Source organism: Jiella endophytica (assembly GCF_004519335.1).
Taxonomy (GTDB): domain Bacteria; phylum Pseudomonadota; class Alphaproteobacteria; order Rhizobiales; family Rhizobiaceae; genus Jiella; species Jiella endophytica.
The window spans coordinates 89,147-104,274 of record NZ_SOZD01000005.1 but is presented as its reverse complement, the minus strand read 5'-3'; the positions used below and the strand labels follow the sequence as shown (position 1 = coordinate 104,274).

Genomic DNA, 15,128 nt, shown 5'->3' with positions numbered 1-15,128 from the left:
CGGTTCGGGACGCGCACCATTGGCGTCGCCCCCTGCCGTAAAAGCTCAGGCGCATGTTAAAATGCCGCCAGGCGCCCCGGGGGAAACAGACTGAAGACGATGGAACGAGCTGAGCTGCCGACCGGCCTGCCGGACGATCTCGAACACAAGAAGGCGATGTCCCGGGCCTGGTTCGAGGCGCTGCGCGATCGCATCTGCGCCGCATTCGAGGCGCTGGAGGACGAGTTCGGCGAAGAGGTCTCGCCGGAGCCCGGCCGGTTCGAGCGGACCGAGTGGTTCCGCGACATTGATGGCGGCGGCGGCGTCATGTCGATGATGCGCGGCCGGCTGTTCGAGAAGGTCGGCGTCCATGTCTCGACGGTGCATGGCGAATTCTCGCCGGAGTTCCGCCAGCAGATTCCCGGCGCCGAGGAGGATCCCACCTTCTGGGCCTCCGGCATCTCGCTGATCGCGCATCTGCGCAATCCGAACGTCCCGGCCGTTCACATGAACACCCGCATGGTGGTCACCACCCGCCAGTGGTTCGGCGGCGGCGCCGATCTGACGCCGACCCTTGACCGCCGCCGCAAGGAGGACGACGCCGATGCGGTCGCCTTCCACCGGGCGCTGAAATTCGTCTGCGACCGCCACCGCCGCGTTGCCGACTACGAGAAGCTGAAGGAGTGGTGCGACGAGTATTTCTACCTGCCGCATCGCGACGAGCCGCGGGGCGTCGGCGGCATCTTCTACGACTGGCTGCATTCGGCCGAGGACGCCGGCGGTTGGGAGGAGGATTTCGCCTTCACCCGCGACGTCGGCAAGGCTTTCCTGGTGGTCTATCCGCACATCGTCCGGCAGAACGCCGCGCTGCCCTTCACCGAGGAGGACCGCGAAGAGCAGTTGGTCCGTCGCGGCCGCTATGTCGAGTACAATCTCCTTTACGACCGCGGCACGCTTTTCGGCCTGAAGACCGGCGGCAATGTCCAGTCGATCCTGTCTTCCATGCCGCCGATAGTTAAATGGCCTTGATCTATCGCCGCGACTGAAAAAACCTGTATCTCATTGAACCTTTATATATAAATCGGCGTTCTCTCCCCATATAAAAAGCTGAAACAAAATGGGAGGCACCACCATGTATGAACTCGATTGCAGCGCCGTGTTTCCGGGATGCGGGCGCGTCATCCGCGCCGACACAAAGGCTGGCGTCATTCGCCGGGCCATCGCCCAGGCCAACGCCCTCGGCATCGAGCATATCAGCCCTTCGATGATGGACTCGATGCGCGAGAAGATGGTCGAGAAGCCCGAGACCGGCGAACGCGCGGCCTGAACGGCTGGCTGACGATCTGAAGTCGATCGACGGCGGCATCGGGGCGATGCCGCCGTTTTCGTTTGTCGGAACATGCGAGCCGGATCGGCCTCGTCCGGCGCCTGCACCCTACGCGCCGGTACCGCCGGCCTCGGCCTTGGCGAGCAACTCATCCACAGACGCCTGAAATCCGCCCTCGGCCCAGATCCGCTTCAGCCTGTCGAGTTCACGTCCGAGATCGGGCCCCGGCGCAAATCCCTTCTGCTTCAGCTCCTCGCCGCTGAGCGGAAATTCCGGCGCCGAGAACGCCTCGGCGATCTGGAGCCGGGCCGAGAGCTTGGCGACCGTCTCGAGGGCGTCGGTATCGCTGCCGATCTTGCCCTGCGCCTTGGCGAGCGCCAGTCGCAACACGTCCTCGCTCGCCTGGCGATTGCCGAAATAAAGCCGCGCCCGCAGTGCCCGCTCGCTCTCGTCCGGTTGCGGCGCCGGCTCGTTGCCGAATGCCAGCAGCCTGTCGCGCTCGTGATTGGCGAGCTTCAGTCGCTTGGAAAGCTCGCCGAGGCGCGCCGGATCGGGCGGCACGATGGCCATCAGCCGGATCAGTGGATCGGGCTTCCATCCCCGCGCCGCCTCGCTCTGGACGAGCGCATGGATATGGTCGATGCCCCAGCGCTCGCTCTCAGGCAACGCGACCGTCAGCGCTCCCGTCTGCCGCATCCACAGAAGCGCCCGGGACGGATCGGGAGCCACCAGCAGCCGGCGAAGCTCGTTCCACACCCGCTCGGCGGAAAGCTGCGTCAGCCCGTCCCGCAGCCGCGTGACGGCGCGCAGCCCGTCGGCGTCCGGCCGCCCCCGCCCGTACCAGGCAAAGAAGCGGAAGAACCGCAGGATCCGCAGCCGGTCTTCGAGGATGCGCTGTTCGGCCTCGCCGATGAAGCGCAGATTGCCACGCTCGATGTCGGCGATCCCGCCGACGAGGTCGAGCACCTCGCCCTTAGCGTCGGCATAGAGGGCGTTGATGGTGAAGTCGCGCCGCTCCGCATCGGCCTGCCAGTCGCGGCCGAAGGTCACCACCGCATGCCGCCCGTCGGTCTCGATGTCGCGCCTCAGCGTCGTCACCTCATAGGGCCGGTGGTCGGCGATGACGGTGATGGTGCCGTGTTCGATCCCGGTCGGAACCGTCTTCAGCCCGATCGCCTCGGCGCGGCGGATCGTCTCCTCGGGTAGCGTCGTCGTCGCGATGTCGATGTCGGTGACGTGCCGGTCCATCAGCGTGTTGCGCACCGCGCCGCCGACCACCCGCGCCGCTTGCCCATCGGCGGAGAGCGCCGCCAGCAATGCCTGCAGCGGTTCGGCCTTCAGCCAGTCGGCGGAAATCGTCGTCATGCGTAATACCGTTCGTAGAGTGTCCTGATGATGCCGGCGGTGACGCCCCAGATGAAGCGCTCGCCGAAGGGCATCGTGAAATAGTGACGCGTCAGGCCGTCGAGAACCCGGCTTTCCTGCCGGTGGTTGGCTGCATCCATCAGGAAGCCGAGCGGCACCTCGAAGACATCCTCGACTTCGCCGGGATTGGGCTCCAGCACGAATCCCGGCGCGACCACGCCGACCACCGGCGTGATGTGGAAGCCGGTCCGTGCCAGATAGCGCGGCAGCCGGCCGATCGGCTCGACGAAGCGGGGATCGAGCGCGACCTCTTCCATGGCCTCGCGCATTGCCGCTGCCTCCGGCGAGGCGTCGGTGTCGTCGATCGCCCCGCCCGGCAGGGCGATCTGGCCCGAATGCTGGCGCAGCGAGCGGGTGCGGGTCGTCAGGATCACCGTCGCCTCGTCCTCGCCGCGGTCGACCACCGGCACGAGGACGGCCGCCCTGCGGGACTCGGCCCGGCTCATCGCCGCGACGAGATCCGGATTAAGCCGATGGTCCCCATATTCCGCCGCCGCGGCTCCGGCGAAACGCTCGCTTTCGTCGCCGAGCGCCGCAAAGCGCGCCCGCAGGTCCGCCGCCGTCAATGCCCGCGCCTGCAACTCCGTCACGCCGCCACCTGCGGCACGTCGAATCGCGCGCCGTTCGAGGTGAGGAAGAAGCCGCGCTCGTCCTCTTCGAGCCACTCGGCGAGGTCGAAGGCGAGCGATCGCGTCAGCGCTGCTTCCAGCCGCCCACGAACCAGAAGATAGGGCCGGAACGCGCCCTCTTCGCCGACGGCGAACCGCATCGGATGGTCAGGGCCTGCCTTGACGACGTCGCCGACGTCGGTCCTGAAGGTCAGCGTCGGCCCCTCGCCCGTTTCTTCCCGGGTCATCTCGACGGCGACGAAGGGGGCGTCATCGACGATGATGCCGAGCTTTTCCACAGGCGTGACGAGATAGGTCCGCCCGTCCTCGTCCTTGCGCAGCACCGAAGAGAACAGCCGCTTCAGCGCCTCGCGGCGAATCGGTGTTCCCTGATAGAGCCAGGTGCCGTCGGCCCTGATCACCATGTCGATATCGCCGCAGAAATCCGGCTTCCAGCGCTCCACGGGCGGCGCTCCGCGCCCGGCCCGCTCGGCGCGCGAAATCAGCGCAGCGAGGCTGACTGTCTGATTAGAGGCTTGATTCGTCATGCGTTCCGTTTTGCTTCGCTGCATCCGTCCGGATTGCGGCCGGTCTCATTTTTGCCCGCCTTCTTCCTCACGAAATAGTTGGACATTCGCCGCTTGCCACCGGGATTCCCGATCGTATTGATTGACGGACCTGCCCCGACTCTTTGGCCCGCCGTCGAGGCCTTGGCGGCACGCAGCGGCAAAGCCCGGCTTCGGCCCGGTTCCGGCATTGGAGACGACCACTCATGACGATACTCGCCCCGCAGGAATCGACGCTCAGCGAGGAAGCCATCGTCGGCCTCGCCGAAGCCGCCCTTGCCGACATCGCGCGGGTGAAGGCCTCCGTCGGCCGCGTCATCTTCGGTCAGGAGAGTGTCGTCGAGCAGACGGTGATTGCCATCCTCGCCGGTGGCCACGCTCTCCTCGTCGGCGTGCCCGGCCTTGCCAAGACCAAGCTTGTCGACACCCTCGGCGTCGCCATGGGCCTCGACGCCCGCCGCATCCAGTTCACCCCGGACCTGATGCCCTCCGATATCATCGGCACCGAGGTCATGGACCAGGAAGAGACCGGCCGCCGCTCCTTCCGCTATGTGAAGGGCCCGGTCTTCGCCCAGCTCCTGATGGCCGACGAGATCAACCGCGCCTCGCCGCGCACCCAGTCGGCGCTGCTGCAGGCGATGCAGGAGTACCACGTCACCGTCGCCGGCGAGCGCTACGACCTGCCGGCGCCCTTCCACGTGCTGGCGACGCAGAACCCGCTGGAGCAGGAAGGTACTTACCCGCTTCCCGAGGCGCAGCTCGACCGCTTCCTGATGCAGGTGGACGTGCACTATCCCGATCTCGCCTCCGAGCGCCGCATCCTGCTCGAGACCGGCGGCGTCGAGGATCATGCCAAGCCGGTGCTCGCCGCCGAAAGGCTGCGCGAGATCCAGACGCTGGTCCGCCGCATGCCGGTTCCGGAAAGCGTCGTCGACGCGATCCTCACGCTCGTGCGTTCGGCCCGGCCCGGCAGCGGCCACAAGGAGGCCGACACCCACATCGCCTGGGGCCCGGGCCCGCGCGCCTCGCAGTCGCTGATGACCTGCGTGCGTGCTCGCGCCCTCTATGAGGGACGCCTGGCGCCGTCCATCGACGACGTCATGGCGCTGGCCGAGCCGATCCTCCAGCACCGCATGGCGCTCAATTTCGCCGCCAGGGCCGAGGGCATGAGTGTCCGGGACGTCATCGCCTCGCTGAAGCGAGACGTCGGTTGATCGCCCGATCTTCGAGAAGGCGGATCTGATGCCGGTCGGCTCGACGGTCGAACTCACCAACGCTTCCGACGCGCTCGTCCGCGCCCGCCAGCGCGCTGTCTTGCTGCCCGACCTCTTGGTCGAGGCGCGGCGCATCGTCTCGACGGTCATTGCCGGCTGGCATGGCCGCAGACGTCGTGGCATCGGCGAGAATTTCTGGCAGTTCCGCCCCTTCGTCGAGGGCGAGCAGGTGTCGCGCATCGACTGGCGCCGCTCCGCCCGTGACGACCATGTCTATCTGCGCGACCGCGAATGGGAGGCCGCCCACACGGTCTGGCTCTGGGCCGATCCGTCGTCCTCGATGCGCTACCAGTCGGGTGCCGCGCCGGTGTCGAAGGAATCCCGCGCCCTGGTCCTCGTTCTCGCCCTTGCCGAACTCCTGTCGCGCTCCGGCGAGCGGATCGGCTATCCCGGCGTCATCGAGCCGATCGCCGCGCGCAATGCCGCCGAGCGCCTCGCCGCGGCGCTGATGAACGACCGCCCGGCCCATCACTTCCCGCCGGACGACCGGCTGCGCCGCTTCTCGGAGATCGTCATCGTCAGCGACTGCCTCGATCCCCTGGACGATATCCTCGCTTTCGTCGACCGGATCGGCCGGCGCGGCATTCGCGGCCATCTGGTGATGGTGGCCGATCCCGCCGAGGAAACCTTTCCCTATGCCGGCCGCACCGAATTCCGCGATCCGGAGGGCGGCGGGCGGCTGACCGCCGGCCGCGCCGAGACGCTGCGGGACGAATACACCGAACTCTATAAGGCGCGGCGGGACATCCTCTCCGATCATTGCCGTCGCCTCGGCTGGAGCTTCCTCTTCCACCGGACCGACAGGCTCGCCTCCGAGGCGCTGGTGGCCCTGCATTCCCGGCTGTCGGGCGTTCCCCAGGTCGCGGGGCCGCGCCCGTGATCGGCTCTCTCGCCCTCAGTTTCGGAGCTCCCTTCGTCCTTGCCGGCCTTTTGGCCCTGCCGGTCATCTGGTGGCTCCTGAAGCTGACGCCGCCGCGCCCGCAGGTCGAGGCGTTCCCGCCCCTGCGTATCCTGCAGCGGGTCCTGAGGAGCGAGGAGACGCCGTCGAAGAGCCCCTGGTGGCTGACGCTCCTGCGGCTGCTGCTCGCCGCCCTCGTCATCTTCGCGCTTTCCGCCCCCACCCTCAATCCGCGCGAGACGCTGATTTCCGGCACCGGGCCGGTAGCGCTCCTGGTCGACAACGGCTGGTCCTCGGGCGGCAATTTCGACCGGCGCCGCAGCGCCGCCGAGGCGATCATCCGCCAGGCCGGCGAGGCCGGCCGGACGGTATCGCTCGCCTTTTCCGCCGAGGGCGCCAATGACGATGCCTCGCCCGTCGAGGCCGCGAGGGCGCTGGAGCGCCTCGCCGCCGCAACGCCGCGCCCGGTTCCGACGGACCGGCTCGCCGCCGCGCAAAGGATCGCGACAGCCCTCGCCGGCCAGCGGCCCGGCTCGCTGGTGTTTCTCTCCGATGGTCTCGATTCCTCCGACGCGGAAGCGGCCGCGCAGGCCCTCGCGGCGCTCACGCCAGGCCAGGCGATCGTCTATCAGCCTTCCCTCGATGGCGTGATCGGCCTCACCAACGCCGACAATTCCACCGAGGCGCTGGTGGTCTCGGCCGTGCGTCCGACCGGCACGCCGGTCGGCGCATTCCAGCTCGTCGCCCGCGACGCCCAGTCGCGCGCCATAGGCTCGGCGCCGGTCGACTTTTCCGGCAGCGACGGGACGGGCGAGGCCCGCTTCCAGATCCCGGTCGAAATGCGCAACGACATCGCCCGCATCGAGGTCGAGGGCGTCCCGACCGCCGGCGCCGTCCGGCTGCTCGACGATTCCTTCCGTCGCCGCCGCGTCGCGCTGGTCTCGGGCGAGTCCGCCGACGAGGCGCAGCCGCTGCTCTCGCCGCTCTACTACATCTCGCGGGCGCTCGAACCCTTCGCCGACATCGTCAGGCCTTCGACGGCCAATCTCGCCGAGGCGATCCCGGAGCTCCTCGAGCGCAAGCCTTCAGTCGTGGTTCTCGCCGATATCGGCGTCGTGCCGGACGAAGCACGCGCCGCGCTCCAGAAGTTCGTCGAGAACGGCGGTTATCTCGTCCGCTTTGCCGGCCCGCGCCTCGCCGCGACGACCGGCGAGGACACGCTCGTCCCCGTGCGGCTTCGCGCCGGCGAAAGGCAGCTGGGCGGTGCGATGTCCTGGTCCGAGCCGCAGAAGCTCGCTCCGATGAACGAGGCGACCCCCTTCGCCGGGATCGCGGTGCCGGAAGACGTCACCGTGTCCCGCCAGATCCTTGCCGAGCCGTCGGCGGACCTTGCCGACCACACCTGGACAAGCCTTGCCGACGGCACGCCCCTCGTCACCGCCCGCACGCAGGGCGCCGGGACCATCGTCCTCTTCCACGTCACGGCAGAGGCCACCTGGTCGAACCTACCGATCTCGGGCGCCTTCGTTTCGATGCTGAGGCGGATCGTCTCCCTGTCGCGCGCCAATGCCGCAGCGCCGGACGGGCGCACCGCGGCGGAGAGCCTGCCGCCCTACCGGGTTCTCGACGGCACCGGCCGGCTGACGGCGCCCGGCCCCGAGGTCCAGCCGCTGGTACTCGCTTCCGATCCGCCGGCCCCGGTGGACCTCAAGAACCCGCCGGGTCTTTATGGCAGCGAGGACGGCTATGTCGCGCACAACCTCCTCGGCGCCTCGTCCCGGCTGGCGCCGCTTCCGACCCTTGATTTCGGTACCGCCACCGATGCCCGCCCCTATGCCGGCGAGGACAGCCTCGATCTCAGGCCTTATCTCTTCGCCGCCGCTCTCGTGCTTTTTGCCCTGGATGCCTTCGCCATGCTCTGGCTGAATGGCGGCTTCAGCCGCCTGCGCGGTCGTCTTGCCGGCCGCTCGGCCGGGACGGCGGTGCCGGTCGTGCTCTTCGCGTTCGCAGGTCTTGCAGGCGCGGGACATTTCCTCGCTCCTGCGGCCGCCTTCGCCGAGACCATCGTGCAATCGGACAAATTCGACGTCGCCCGGGCGATCGAGGCGACTTCGGAGACCCATCTCGCTTATGTCGAGACCGGCGATACGTCCCTTGACGACCGCTCGCGCGCCGGTCTTCGCGGCCTGTCGCAATACATCGCGGCAAAGACGGCGCTGGAGCCGGGAGCCCCGATGGGCGTCGACATCGGCTCGGACGAGCTCTCCTTCTTCCCGCTGATCTACTGGCCGGTCAGCGCCGATGCGCCGATGCCCCCGCGCGACGCGATCAGCCGCATTGACGCCTATATGAAGCAGGGCGGGACGGTGATCTTCGACGTCGACGACGATGCCCTCTCGTCGCTCTCCGGCAGTGTTTCCCCGGGCCAGCGGCGGCTGCGCGACATCCTCGGCGATCTCGACATCCCGCCGCTCGAGCCGGTTCCGCCGGATCACGTGCTGACAAAGGCGTTCTATATTCTCAGCTCGTTTCCGGGGCTGCATTCGGACTCGCCCCTGTGGGTGGAATCGCTGGTGCCCGACGCCAGCGGCACGGCCCGCCCGGCGCGCGGCGGCGACGGCGTTTCCTCGCTGATGATCACCTCGAACGATTTCGCCGGAGCCTGGGCGGTCGACGACAAGGGGCTGTTCCTCTATCCGACCGACTCCTCGGATCCCTCGCAGCGGGAATTTGCCTATAGGGCGGGCGTCAACATCGTGATGTATGTCCTCACCGGCAACTACAAGGCAGATCAGGTGCACGTCCCGGCCCTCCTCGAAAGGCTCGGCCAATGACCTGGTCCATCGCCTTCGATCCGTTCTTCTCCTGGCCTGTCCTTGCCGCGCTCGGCATCCCCGCGGCGATCCTGGCGCTTGTCCTTCTCGTCGCCCGCACGCCCGGGGCGATCGTGCGCATCATGGCGATCGCCGCGCTGATCCTCGCCCTCGCCAATCCGGTGATGCTGCGCGAAGAGCGCGACCCGATGAAGAGCGTCGTCTCGCTGGTCGTCGACCGCAGCCAGAGCCAGTCGATCGGCGACCGCACCGCCCAGACCGACAAGGCCGAAGCGGCGCTGAAGGCGAGCCTTGCGCGTTTCCCGGAGTTCGAGGTGCGCACCGTCGAGGCGAAGTCCGCCGGAACGCCGTCGGACGATGCGACCACCGCGCTCTTCGGCGCCCTTTCCGATTCCCTGAAGGACGTCGCGCCCGGCCGGGTCGCCGGCGCCATCATGGTCACCGACGGCCAGATCCACGACATCCCCTCGGAAGCCTCGAAGCTCGGTTTCGACGCGCCGGTCCACGGACTGATCACCGGCCGGGACGACGAGTTCGACCGGCGCATCGAGGTGCTGAACGCGCCCCGCTTCGGGCTCGTCGACGAAAACCAGCGCCTGACTTATCGCGTCATCGAGGAAGGCGCCGGGGCAGGCACCTCCCCGGTCCCCGTGCAGGTCTTCCTCAACGGCGACCTCGTCACCCGCGAGCAGGCGACGCCCGGCCAGGACGAGACGGTCGACTTCACCCTCCCCCGCGCCGGCAAGAACATCATCGAACTTTCGGTCGCCCGCGACGACCGCGAGATCACCGCCGTCAACAACAAGGCCATCGCCGTCGTCGACGGTATCCGCGAGAACCTGCGTGTGCTCCTCGTCTCGGGCGAGCCGCATGCCGGCGAGCGCACCTGGCGCAATCTTTTAAAATCCGACGCGACGGTCGATCTCGTACATTTCACCATCCTGCGCCCGCCGGAGAAGCAGGACGGCACGCCGATCGACGAACTGTCGCTGATCGCCTTTCCGACCCGCGAGCTCTTCGTCGAGAAGATCAAGGACTTCGACCTGATCATCTTCGACCGCTACCAGGAGCGCGGCGTCCTTCCCTCGCTCTATTTCGACTACATCGCCCAGTATGTCGAAAACGGCGGCGCCATGCTGATCGCCGCCGGGCCGGAATTTTCCGGCAACGAGTCGATCGCCCGCACGCCGCTGCAGTGGATCCTGCCGGCCCAGCCGACCGGTCAGATCGAAGAGAAGGCCTACTATCCGGAAGTCTCCGATCTCGGAAAGAAGCACCCGGTCACCCGCAACCTCCCCGGCTCGAATGCCGAGCCGCCGGACTGGAGCCCGTGGTTCCGCTCGATCGACGTCGGCGAGCCGAAGGGCGAGACGGTGATGACCGGTCCGGAGGGCAAGCCGCTGCTGGTGCTCGACCGTGTCGGCGAAGGCCGCATCGCCCTTCTCCTCTCCGATCAGGAGTGGCTGTGGTCGCGAGGCTTCGAGGGTGGCGGGCCGCATGTCGCGCTGTTCCGGCGCGTCGCCCACTGGCTGATGAAGGAACCCGAGCTCGACGAGGAGGCGCTCGACGCCGAGGCGCGCGGTTCGGATCTCGTCGTCACCCGCCAGACGATCGGCGACGATCCCGGCCCGGCGACGGTGATCACCCCGTCCGGCAAGGCGGAGAACCTGCCTCTGAAGAATGTCAGCCCGGGCATCTGGGAGGGCGTCCTGAAGACCGGCGAGATGGGGCTCTTCCAGGCCGCCAACGGCGATCTGCGCGCCCTCGGCACCGTCGGTCCGGTCAATCCCCGCGAATATCGCGAGGCGATCTCCACCGGCGAGAAGCTCTCGCCGATCGCCGAGGCGACACGCGGCAGCGTCCGGCGCATCGGCCGCGACGGATCGAGCGATGTCTCGATCCCGCGGATCGTGCCGATCAGCGGCCGCGCGGATGGCGACGGCCGCGACTGGATCGGCCTCAAGACCACCGACGAGACGATCCTCAGGGGCGTCGACCGCACGCCGCTCTTTGCCGGCTTCCTCGGCCTCGCGGTGCTGCTTCTGGTGCTGTCGGCGACTTGGTACCGCGAGGGGCGCTGACCGGATTTCAGCCGGCGTCCCGAAGCCCGGCCTCCTGTCGGAGGCCGTCCGCGACATCGAGCACGAATGTGACATCGGCGACCGCCGGTTCGCGATCGATTTCGCCGTGGGCAATCTGGCTGCGCAGGTCGGCAAGCGAGAGAAGCCGTCGCGTTTGCTCGATGTCGACATATCCCTGCGAGGCAAGGAAGCTCGCGACCGAGCGAGGGCCGCGAAGCTCTCCCGCCCCCGGCTCGATCGCCCGAAGGGTTCCTTCCAGGGCGGCCCAGGCCATCACGAGTGCCGCCTGCGGATCCAGGGTCGCGAGCTTGCGCAGTTCTGCGATCCTGTCCTTGAGGCGCGCATCTGAAACGGTCTGCAGGAGCGGCTCGGAGGGCGCGTAGTAGATGAAGCGAAGTTGCCAGTCGGGGTGACCCTCGAACAGCTTGCGGATGGCATCGGCGTCAGGTTCGGATCTGCTCCGCCTCGGTGACTTGATTTCGATCGCAAGGTTCGTGCCGGCGCCATAGGCAACCGCATCTGGCAGGTAACCGGTCAGGAACTTCGGCAGTTGCTCCGCCGTCGGCTGTCGAAGAACGGTGAAGCCGTCGCGAACCAATTGAGGCTCCAGCACGTCGAGTGCCGCCTCTTCCGGAGTAATCGTCGAAAGGGTCATCTTTCATCTCCGGGAGCGGCGTCGACCCTAACATAGATGACGGGTTCTTCCGCTTCCATCGGTGTCTTCAGACAGCCCGTCACGTCGTCGACGGGCAACGGGCGACCCGGCTCGAACTTCTGCACCAGCAGGCACTCGACCTGTCGATCGTCGAGATAGACGCAGCCGCCCATGGCATCGAGGATGGGTTTGGCGCAATTGTCGATATCGGCCTCCAGCCGCGCCTGTGGAAAGAAGTAGAGCCTGACAGCCAGCGGTCGTTCGAATGCGAAGTTTCCTTCCGGCAGGTCTTCGCGCATCTTCGTCGTGACATGGGCCTTCCATCGCTGAAGGCTTCCTCGGCCTTTTGCCTGATGGCTGACAGGAATTCCCGGGATCAGCGATTCAAAGGGAAGCTCCGGATACAACCGTCTGGACCACTCGACACGACGACAAGCTGCAGCATAGCCGTCGCGATTGCCTTTCGTCCACCAGGCAGAATTTCAGACAGGCCGCGGGCCGATCACTCCCGCAAGGCCGTCGAGCCCGCCATCGGCGAGTTCCAGCCCCAAAAGCCGCCGCGGGTCGACCGGCCCCGGCATGGTCACGCTGCCCTGCGTCAGCGGCCGGTAGCCGAGCGGCTGATAATAGGGCGGGTCGCCGACGAGGATGATCGAGCCCTCGCCGCTTGCCTTCGCGGCCTCGGCGGCAAGCCGCATCAGCGCCTTGCCGACGCCGCGGTTCTTGTAATCCGGGCGCACAGCCAGCGGCCCGAGCAGAAGGCTCGGCGCCTCGCCGACGCTGATCGGCGTCAGCCGCACCGATCCGATGATCGCGCCGGAATGCTCGGCGACGAAGGAAAGCGCCGGGTCGTGCGCCGCCATCTCGCGCACCCGCTCGGCGGCGCGGGCGAAGCGTCCCGGCCCGAAGGCCTCGTCGGCGATCGCCTCGATCGCGGCGTGATGGTCGGGCAGTTCAGGCAGGAACCTGACGTCGCTCAGGTGAAACATGGGGGCGTCCGGAAATGGTCAGTCGAGCGGTCCCGCCGCTCGCACGCCCGGACGCATAACGACCGGCAGCCAACGACGGATGGTCAGCGCGTCAGCGCGCTCGGCCTCTTTCGTCGTCGCAGGATCGTCATCGCGGTCTTCCCCTTCAAGCTGCGCGGTTGCGGTTAGCACCTTCCGCAGGTCCGGTCCACTGTCCCGGACCATTCCTCACCGCAAGTGGTGACGCACTGTCGCGCCGGCGCATGGAAGCGCTCGCATTGTCCTTGCCGGGAACGCGGATCATATGCCGGCAGAGACCATTCGGGCTTGGCGAGGGCCGGCCAGCGGAGATTCGGGAGACGATTGCCATGGGACTTCTCGTCGACGGCAAGTGGCAGGACAAGTGGTACGACACCAAGAAGACCGGCGGCAGCTTCGAGCGGACGACGACCACGTTCCGCAACTGGATCACGCCTGACGGCTCGCCCGGCCCGGACGGCCAGCGCGGCTTTCCGGCCGAGGCCGGGCGCTACCACCTCTATGTCTCCCTCGCCTGCCCCTGGGCCCACCGGACGCTGATCGCCCGCAAGCTGAAGAAGCTCGAGGACGTCATCTCGCTCTCGATCGTCGACTACCACATGGGCGAAGAAGGCTGGGTGTTCTCCGAGCGGCCGGGCGCGATCCCCGATAGCGTCCTCGGCAAGCAGCGGCTCTACGAGGTCTACATTGAGGCCGAGCCGACCTATACCGGCCGCGTCACCGTGCCGGTGCTTTGGGACAAGCAGCAAGGCACCATCGTCAACAACGAGTCGGCCGAGATCATCCGCATTCTCGACACCGGCTTTTCAGCCTTTGCCGACAATTCCGTCACCATCACGCCGCCGGAGCATCTCGCGGCGATCGACGAGATCAACGCGCTCGTCTACGACACCGTCAACAACGGCGTCTACAAATGCGGTTTCGCGACGACGCAGCGGGCTTACGAAAAGGCCTTCCACCCGCTGTTCGAGACGCTGGGCATGCTGGAAGACCGGCTGTCGGCACAGCGCTATCTTGTTCCCTCGGAGGCGCCGACCGAGGCCGACTGGCGGCTCTTCACCACGCTGATCCGCTTCGACGCGGTCTACCACGGCCACTTCAAGTGCAATCTGCGGCGCATCGCCGACTATCCGGCGATCCAGGCCTACATGCTGGAGCTCTACCAGTGGCCGGGCATCGCCGAGACGGTGAATTTCGAGCACATCAAGGGCCACTACTATTCGAGCCACAAGACCATCAACCCGACCGGCATCGTGCCCCTCGGCCCCGAGCTCGATCTGGCTCGCCCCCATGGCCGGGAAAGCGTCGCTTTTGCAAGCTGACCAGAGGGGCCCGGCGGGATCAATCCTGCGGCGGGGCCGCGCCGGCTGGTGCGGCTGAAAGGCGGACCCTCAGCGCGACGGCCCGCGATCCATCTGCGAGGGCCTTCGGACCTCTGCCGTCGGCCCAGGCGGTCGGCGCCCGCCCGGTCACCCGTCGAAATTCACGGTTGAAATTCGACTTGGTGACGAAGCCGCTTGCCAGCATCGCCTCGGTCACCGACCGGCCGGCGTCCAGGGCGGCACAGGCGTCCCTGATGCGGAAGCCGTTGACATAACGCGAGACGTTTTCGCCGGTCTGGCGGTTGATCGCCTCAGAAACGCGCTTGGCCGGAAGGCCCAGGCGTCTTGCCAGCCTCGACAATGTCAGGTCGCCGTCGCGATAGAGTTTCTGGCCGACCAGAAGCCGGTCGACATCGTCGAGAATGGCCGCGTCGCGCTCGCTTGCGGCAGCGTCCTCCCCGTCCGCAACGGCCGCTTGAGAAGCACCAGCGACATCCGCATCGGCCGCCGGCTCGGCAATGCTTCGCGTCGCCGCGAGGACGCCGATCAGGAGCAGCATTCCGCTCGAGCCGAAGCTGACGATCCAGATCTTCAGCCAGCCGGCACCCGCCATCATCGCCAGCGCGATCGCCAGGTCGCTCAATGCCGAAACGATCAGGATCACCGCGATCGCCCGCCAGATCAGTGGTGGCCAGTCGCCGGCATTGAGCCTTGCCTCGGGCAGCGCGTCGGCGCCGGCGCGCAGCGCGAGCAGCATCGCCGCCCCGTAGCCGGCGAAGATCACGACGACAGCGGCGTCGATGACCTCACGGGCTGTCCAAAGACAGAAGCCCATGAAGGCCGGGGCGAGAAGATGCACCAGTTGTGCCGCATGCACCTCGCCGCGATCCTGAGCCGCCTTCAATGCCAGGAAGGCCAGCGGCGGGATGCAGCAGGCCGTCACGGGTTGGGCGAAGAGGAAGGCCCTCACCCCGTAATACTGCGCCAGGGCGTTGACGAAACCCTGAATGATGCAGGCGAGGAGAAGGGCCGCCATCGGCATGGCGATCCGCCGTGCGACGAGCAGGCGCGCCAGGAGATAGGCAAGGCCAAGGGACATGACGATCGAGATCGGCAGGGCAAGCATCGGCAACTCCGCTCCGGTCTCTTCCT

General features: G+C 67.4%; 14 protein-coding genes. 7 read left to right on the top strand and 7 right to left on the bottom strand.

The genetic code is table 11. The features are described from left to right. The first annotated feature begins 99 nt into the window (after positions 1-99). Complete coding sequence (hemF, locus tag E3C22_RS16365; protein ID WP_134763131.1) at positions 100-1,008, top strand: oxygen-dependent coproporphyrinogen oxidase; 909 nt, start codon at positions 100-102, stop codon at positions 1,006-1,008. A 103-nt stretch (positions 1,009-1,111) separates the two neighbouring features. After that, entirely contained in the window at positions 1,112-1,306 is a 195-nt protein-coding gene (locus tag E3C22_RS16360; protein WP_134763130.1) for a DUF1059 domain-containing protein, read from the top strand. 108 nt (positions 1,307-1,414) lie between these two features. Here E3C22_RS16360 and E3C22_RS16355 read toward each other — a convergent pair whose 3' ends face one another. The 3 genes from E3C22_RS16355 to E3C22_RS16345 are packed head-to-tail and all read right to left on the bottom strand — an operon-like array spanning position 1,415 to position 3,911. Next, positions 1,415-2,671 carry a CCA tRNA nucleotidyltransferase gene (locus E3C22_RS16355; RefSeq protein ID WP_134763129.1) on the bottom strand — a complete coding sequence of 419 codons (1,257 nt, stop codon included), beginning with the start codon at positions 2,669-2,671 and terminating at the stop codon, positions 1,415-1,417. Further along, complete coding sequence (locus E3C22_RS16350) at positions 2,668-3,321, bottom strand: CoA pyrophosphatase (protein WP_134763128.1); 654 nt, start codon at positions 3,319-3,321, stop codon at positions 2,668-2,670. The genes E3C22_RS16355 and E3C22_RS16350 overlap by 4 nt, the downstream gene beginning before the upstream one ends. Beyond that, positions 3,318-3,911, bottom strand: coding sequence for a DUF1285 domain-containing protein (locus E3C22_RS16345; protein WP_134763127.1), 594 nt, complete (start codon positions 3,909-3,911; stop codon positions 3,318-3,320). The genes E3C22_RS16350 and E3C22_RS16345 overlap by 4 nt, the downstream gene beginning before the upstream one ends. Before the next feature lie 200 nt (positions 3,912-4,111). On the opposite strand from E3C22_RS16345, the gene E3C22_RS16340 reads away from it, so the two are divergent. Genes E3C22_RS16340 through E3C22_RS16325 form a run of 4 tightly spaced genes read left to right on the top strand, consistent with a single transcriptional unit; the run spans position 4,112 to position 10,992 of the window. After that, positions 4,112-5,119: an AAA family ATPase gene (locus E3C22_RS16340; RefSeq protein WP_134763126.1), complete on the top strand. Its 1,008-nt coding sequence runs from the start codon at positions 4,112-4,114 to the stop codon at positions 5,117-5,119. Positions 5,120-5,147: 28 nt separating this feature from the next. Continuing rightward, positions 5,148-6,059, top strand: a complete 912-nt coding sequence (locus E3C22_RS16335) for a DUF58 domain-containing protein (RefSeq protein ID WP_134763125.1) — start codon at positions 5,148-5,150, stop codon at positions 6,057-6,059. Continuing rightward, positions 6,056-8,911: a DUF4159 domain-containing protein gene (locus E3C22_RS16330; protein ID WP_134763124.1), complete on the top strand. Its 2,856-nt coding sequence runs from the start codon at positions 6,056-6,058 to the stop codon at positions 8,909-8,911. The genes E3C22_RS16335 and E3C22_RS16330 overlap by 4 nt, the downstream gene beginning before the upstream one ends. After that, positions 8,908-10,992 carry a hypothetical protein gene (locus E3C22_RS16325; RefSeq protein ID WP_134763123.1) on the top strand — a complete coding sequence of 695 codons (2,085 nt, stop codon included), beginning with the start codon at positions 8,908-8,910 and terminating at the stop codon, positions 10,990-10,992. The genes E3C22_RS16330 and E3C22_RS16325 overlap by 4 nt, the downstream gene beginning before the upstream one ends. 7 nt (positions 10,993-10,999) lie before the next feature. On the opposite strand, the gene E3C22_RS16320 is transcribed toward E3C22_RS16325, so the two are convergent. The 3 genes from E3C22_RS16320 to E3C22_RS16310 form a co-directional block, all read right to left on the bottom strand. Further along, positions 11,000-11,647: a hypothetical protein gene (locus E3C22_RS16320; RefSeq protein WP_134763122.1), complete on the bottom strand. Its 648-nt coding sequence runs from the start codon at positions 11,645-11,647 to the stop codon at positions 11,000-11,002. Then, entirely contained in the window at positions 11,644-12,054 is a 411-nt protein-coding gene (locus E3C22_RS16315) for a RusA family crossover junction endodeoxyribonuclease (RefSeq protein ID WP_134763121.1), read from the bottom strand. The genes E3C22_RS16320 and E3C22_RS16315 overlap by 4 nt, the downstream gene beginning before the upstream one ends. Positions 12,055-12,129: 75 nt before the next feature. Continuing rightward, a complete protein-coding gene (locus tag E3C22_RS16310; protein WP_134763120.1) occupies positions 12,130-12,636 on the bottom strand; it encodes a GNAT family N-acetyltransferase in 507 nt (168 codons plus the stop codon). A gap of 347 nt (positions 12,637-12,983) precedes the next feature. Between E3C22_RS16310 and E3C22_RS16305 the strand changes: the two genes are divergently transcribed. Next, positions 12,984-13,976, top strand: a complete 993-nt coding sequence (locus E3C22_RS16305; RefSeq protein ID WP_134763119.1) for a glutathione S-transferase family protein — start codon at positions 12,984-12,986, stop codon at positions 13,974-13,976. 19 nt (positions 13,977-13,995) lie between these two features. On the opposite strand, the gene E3C22_RS16300 is transcribed toward E3C22_RS16305, so the two are convergent. Next, positions 13,996-15,102 (bottom strand): helix-turn-helix domain-containing protein, encoded by a 1,107-nt coding sequence (locus tag E3C22_RS16300; RefSeq protein WP_134763118.1) that lies wholly within the window; start codon positions 15,100-15,102, stop codon positions 13,996-13,998. Between the last annotated feature and the right edge of the window lie 26 nt (positions 15,103-15,128).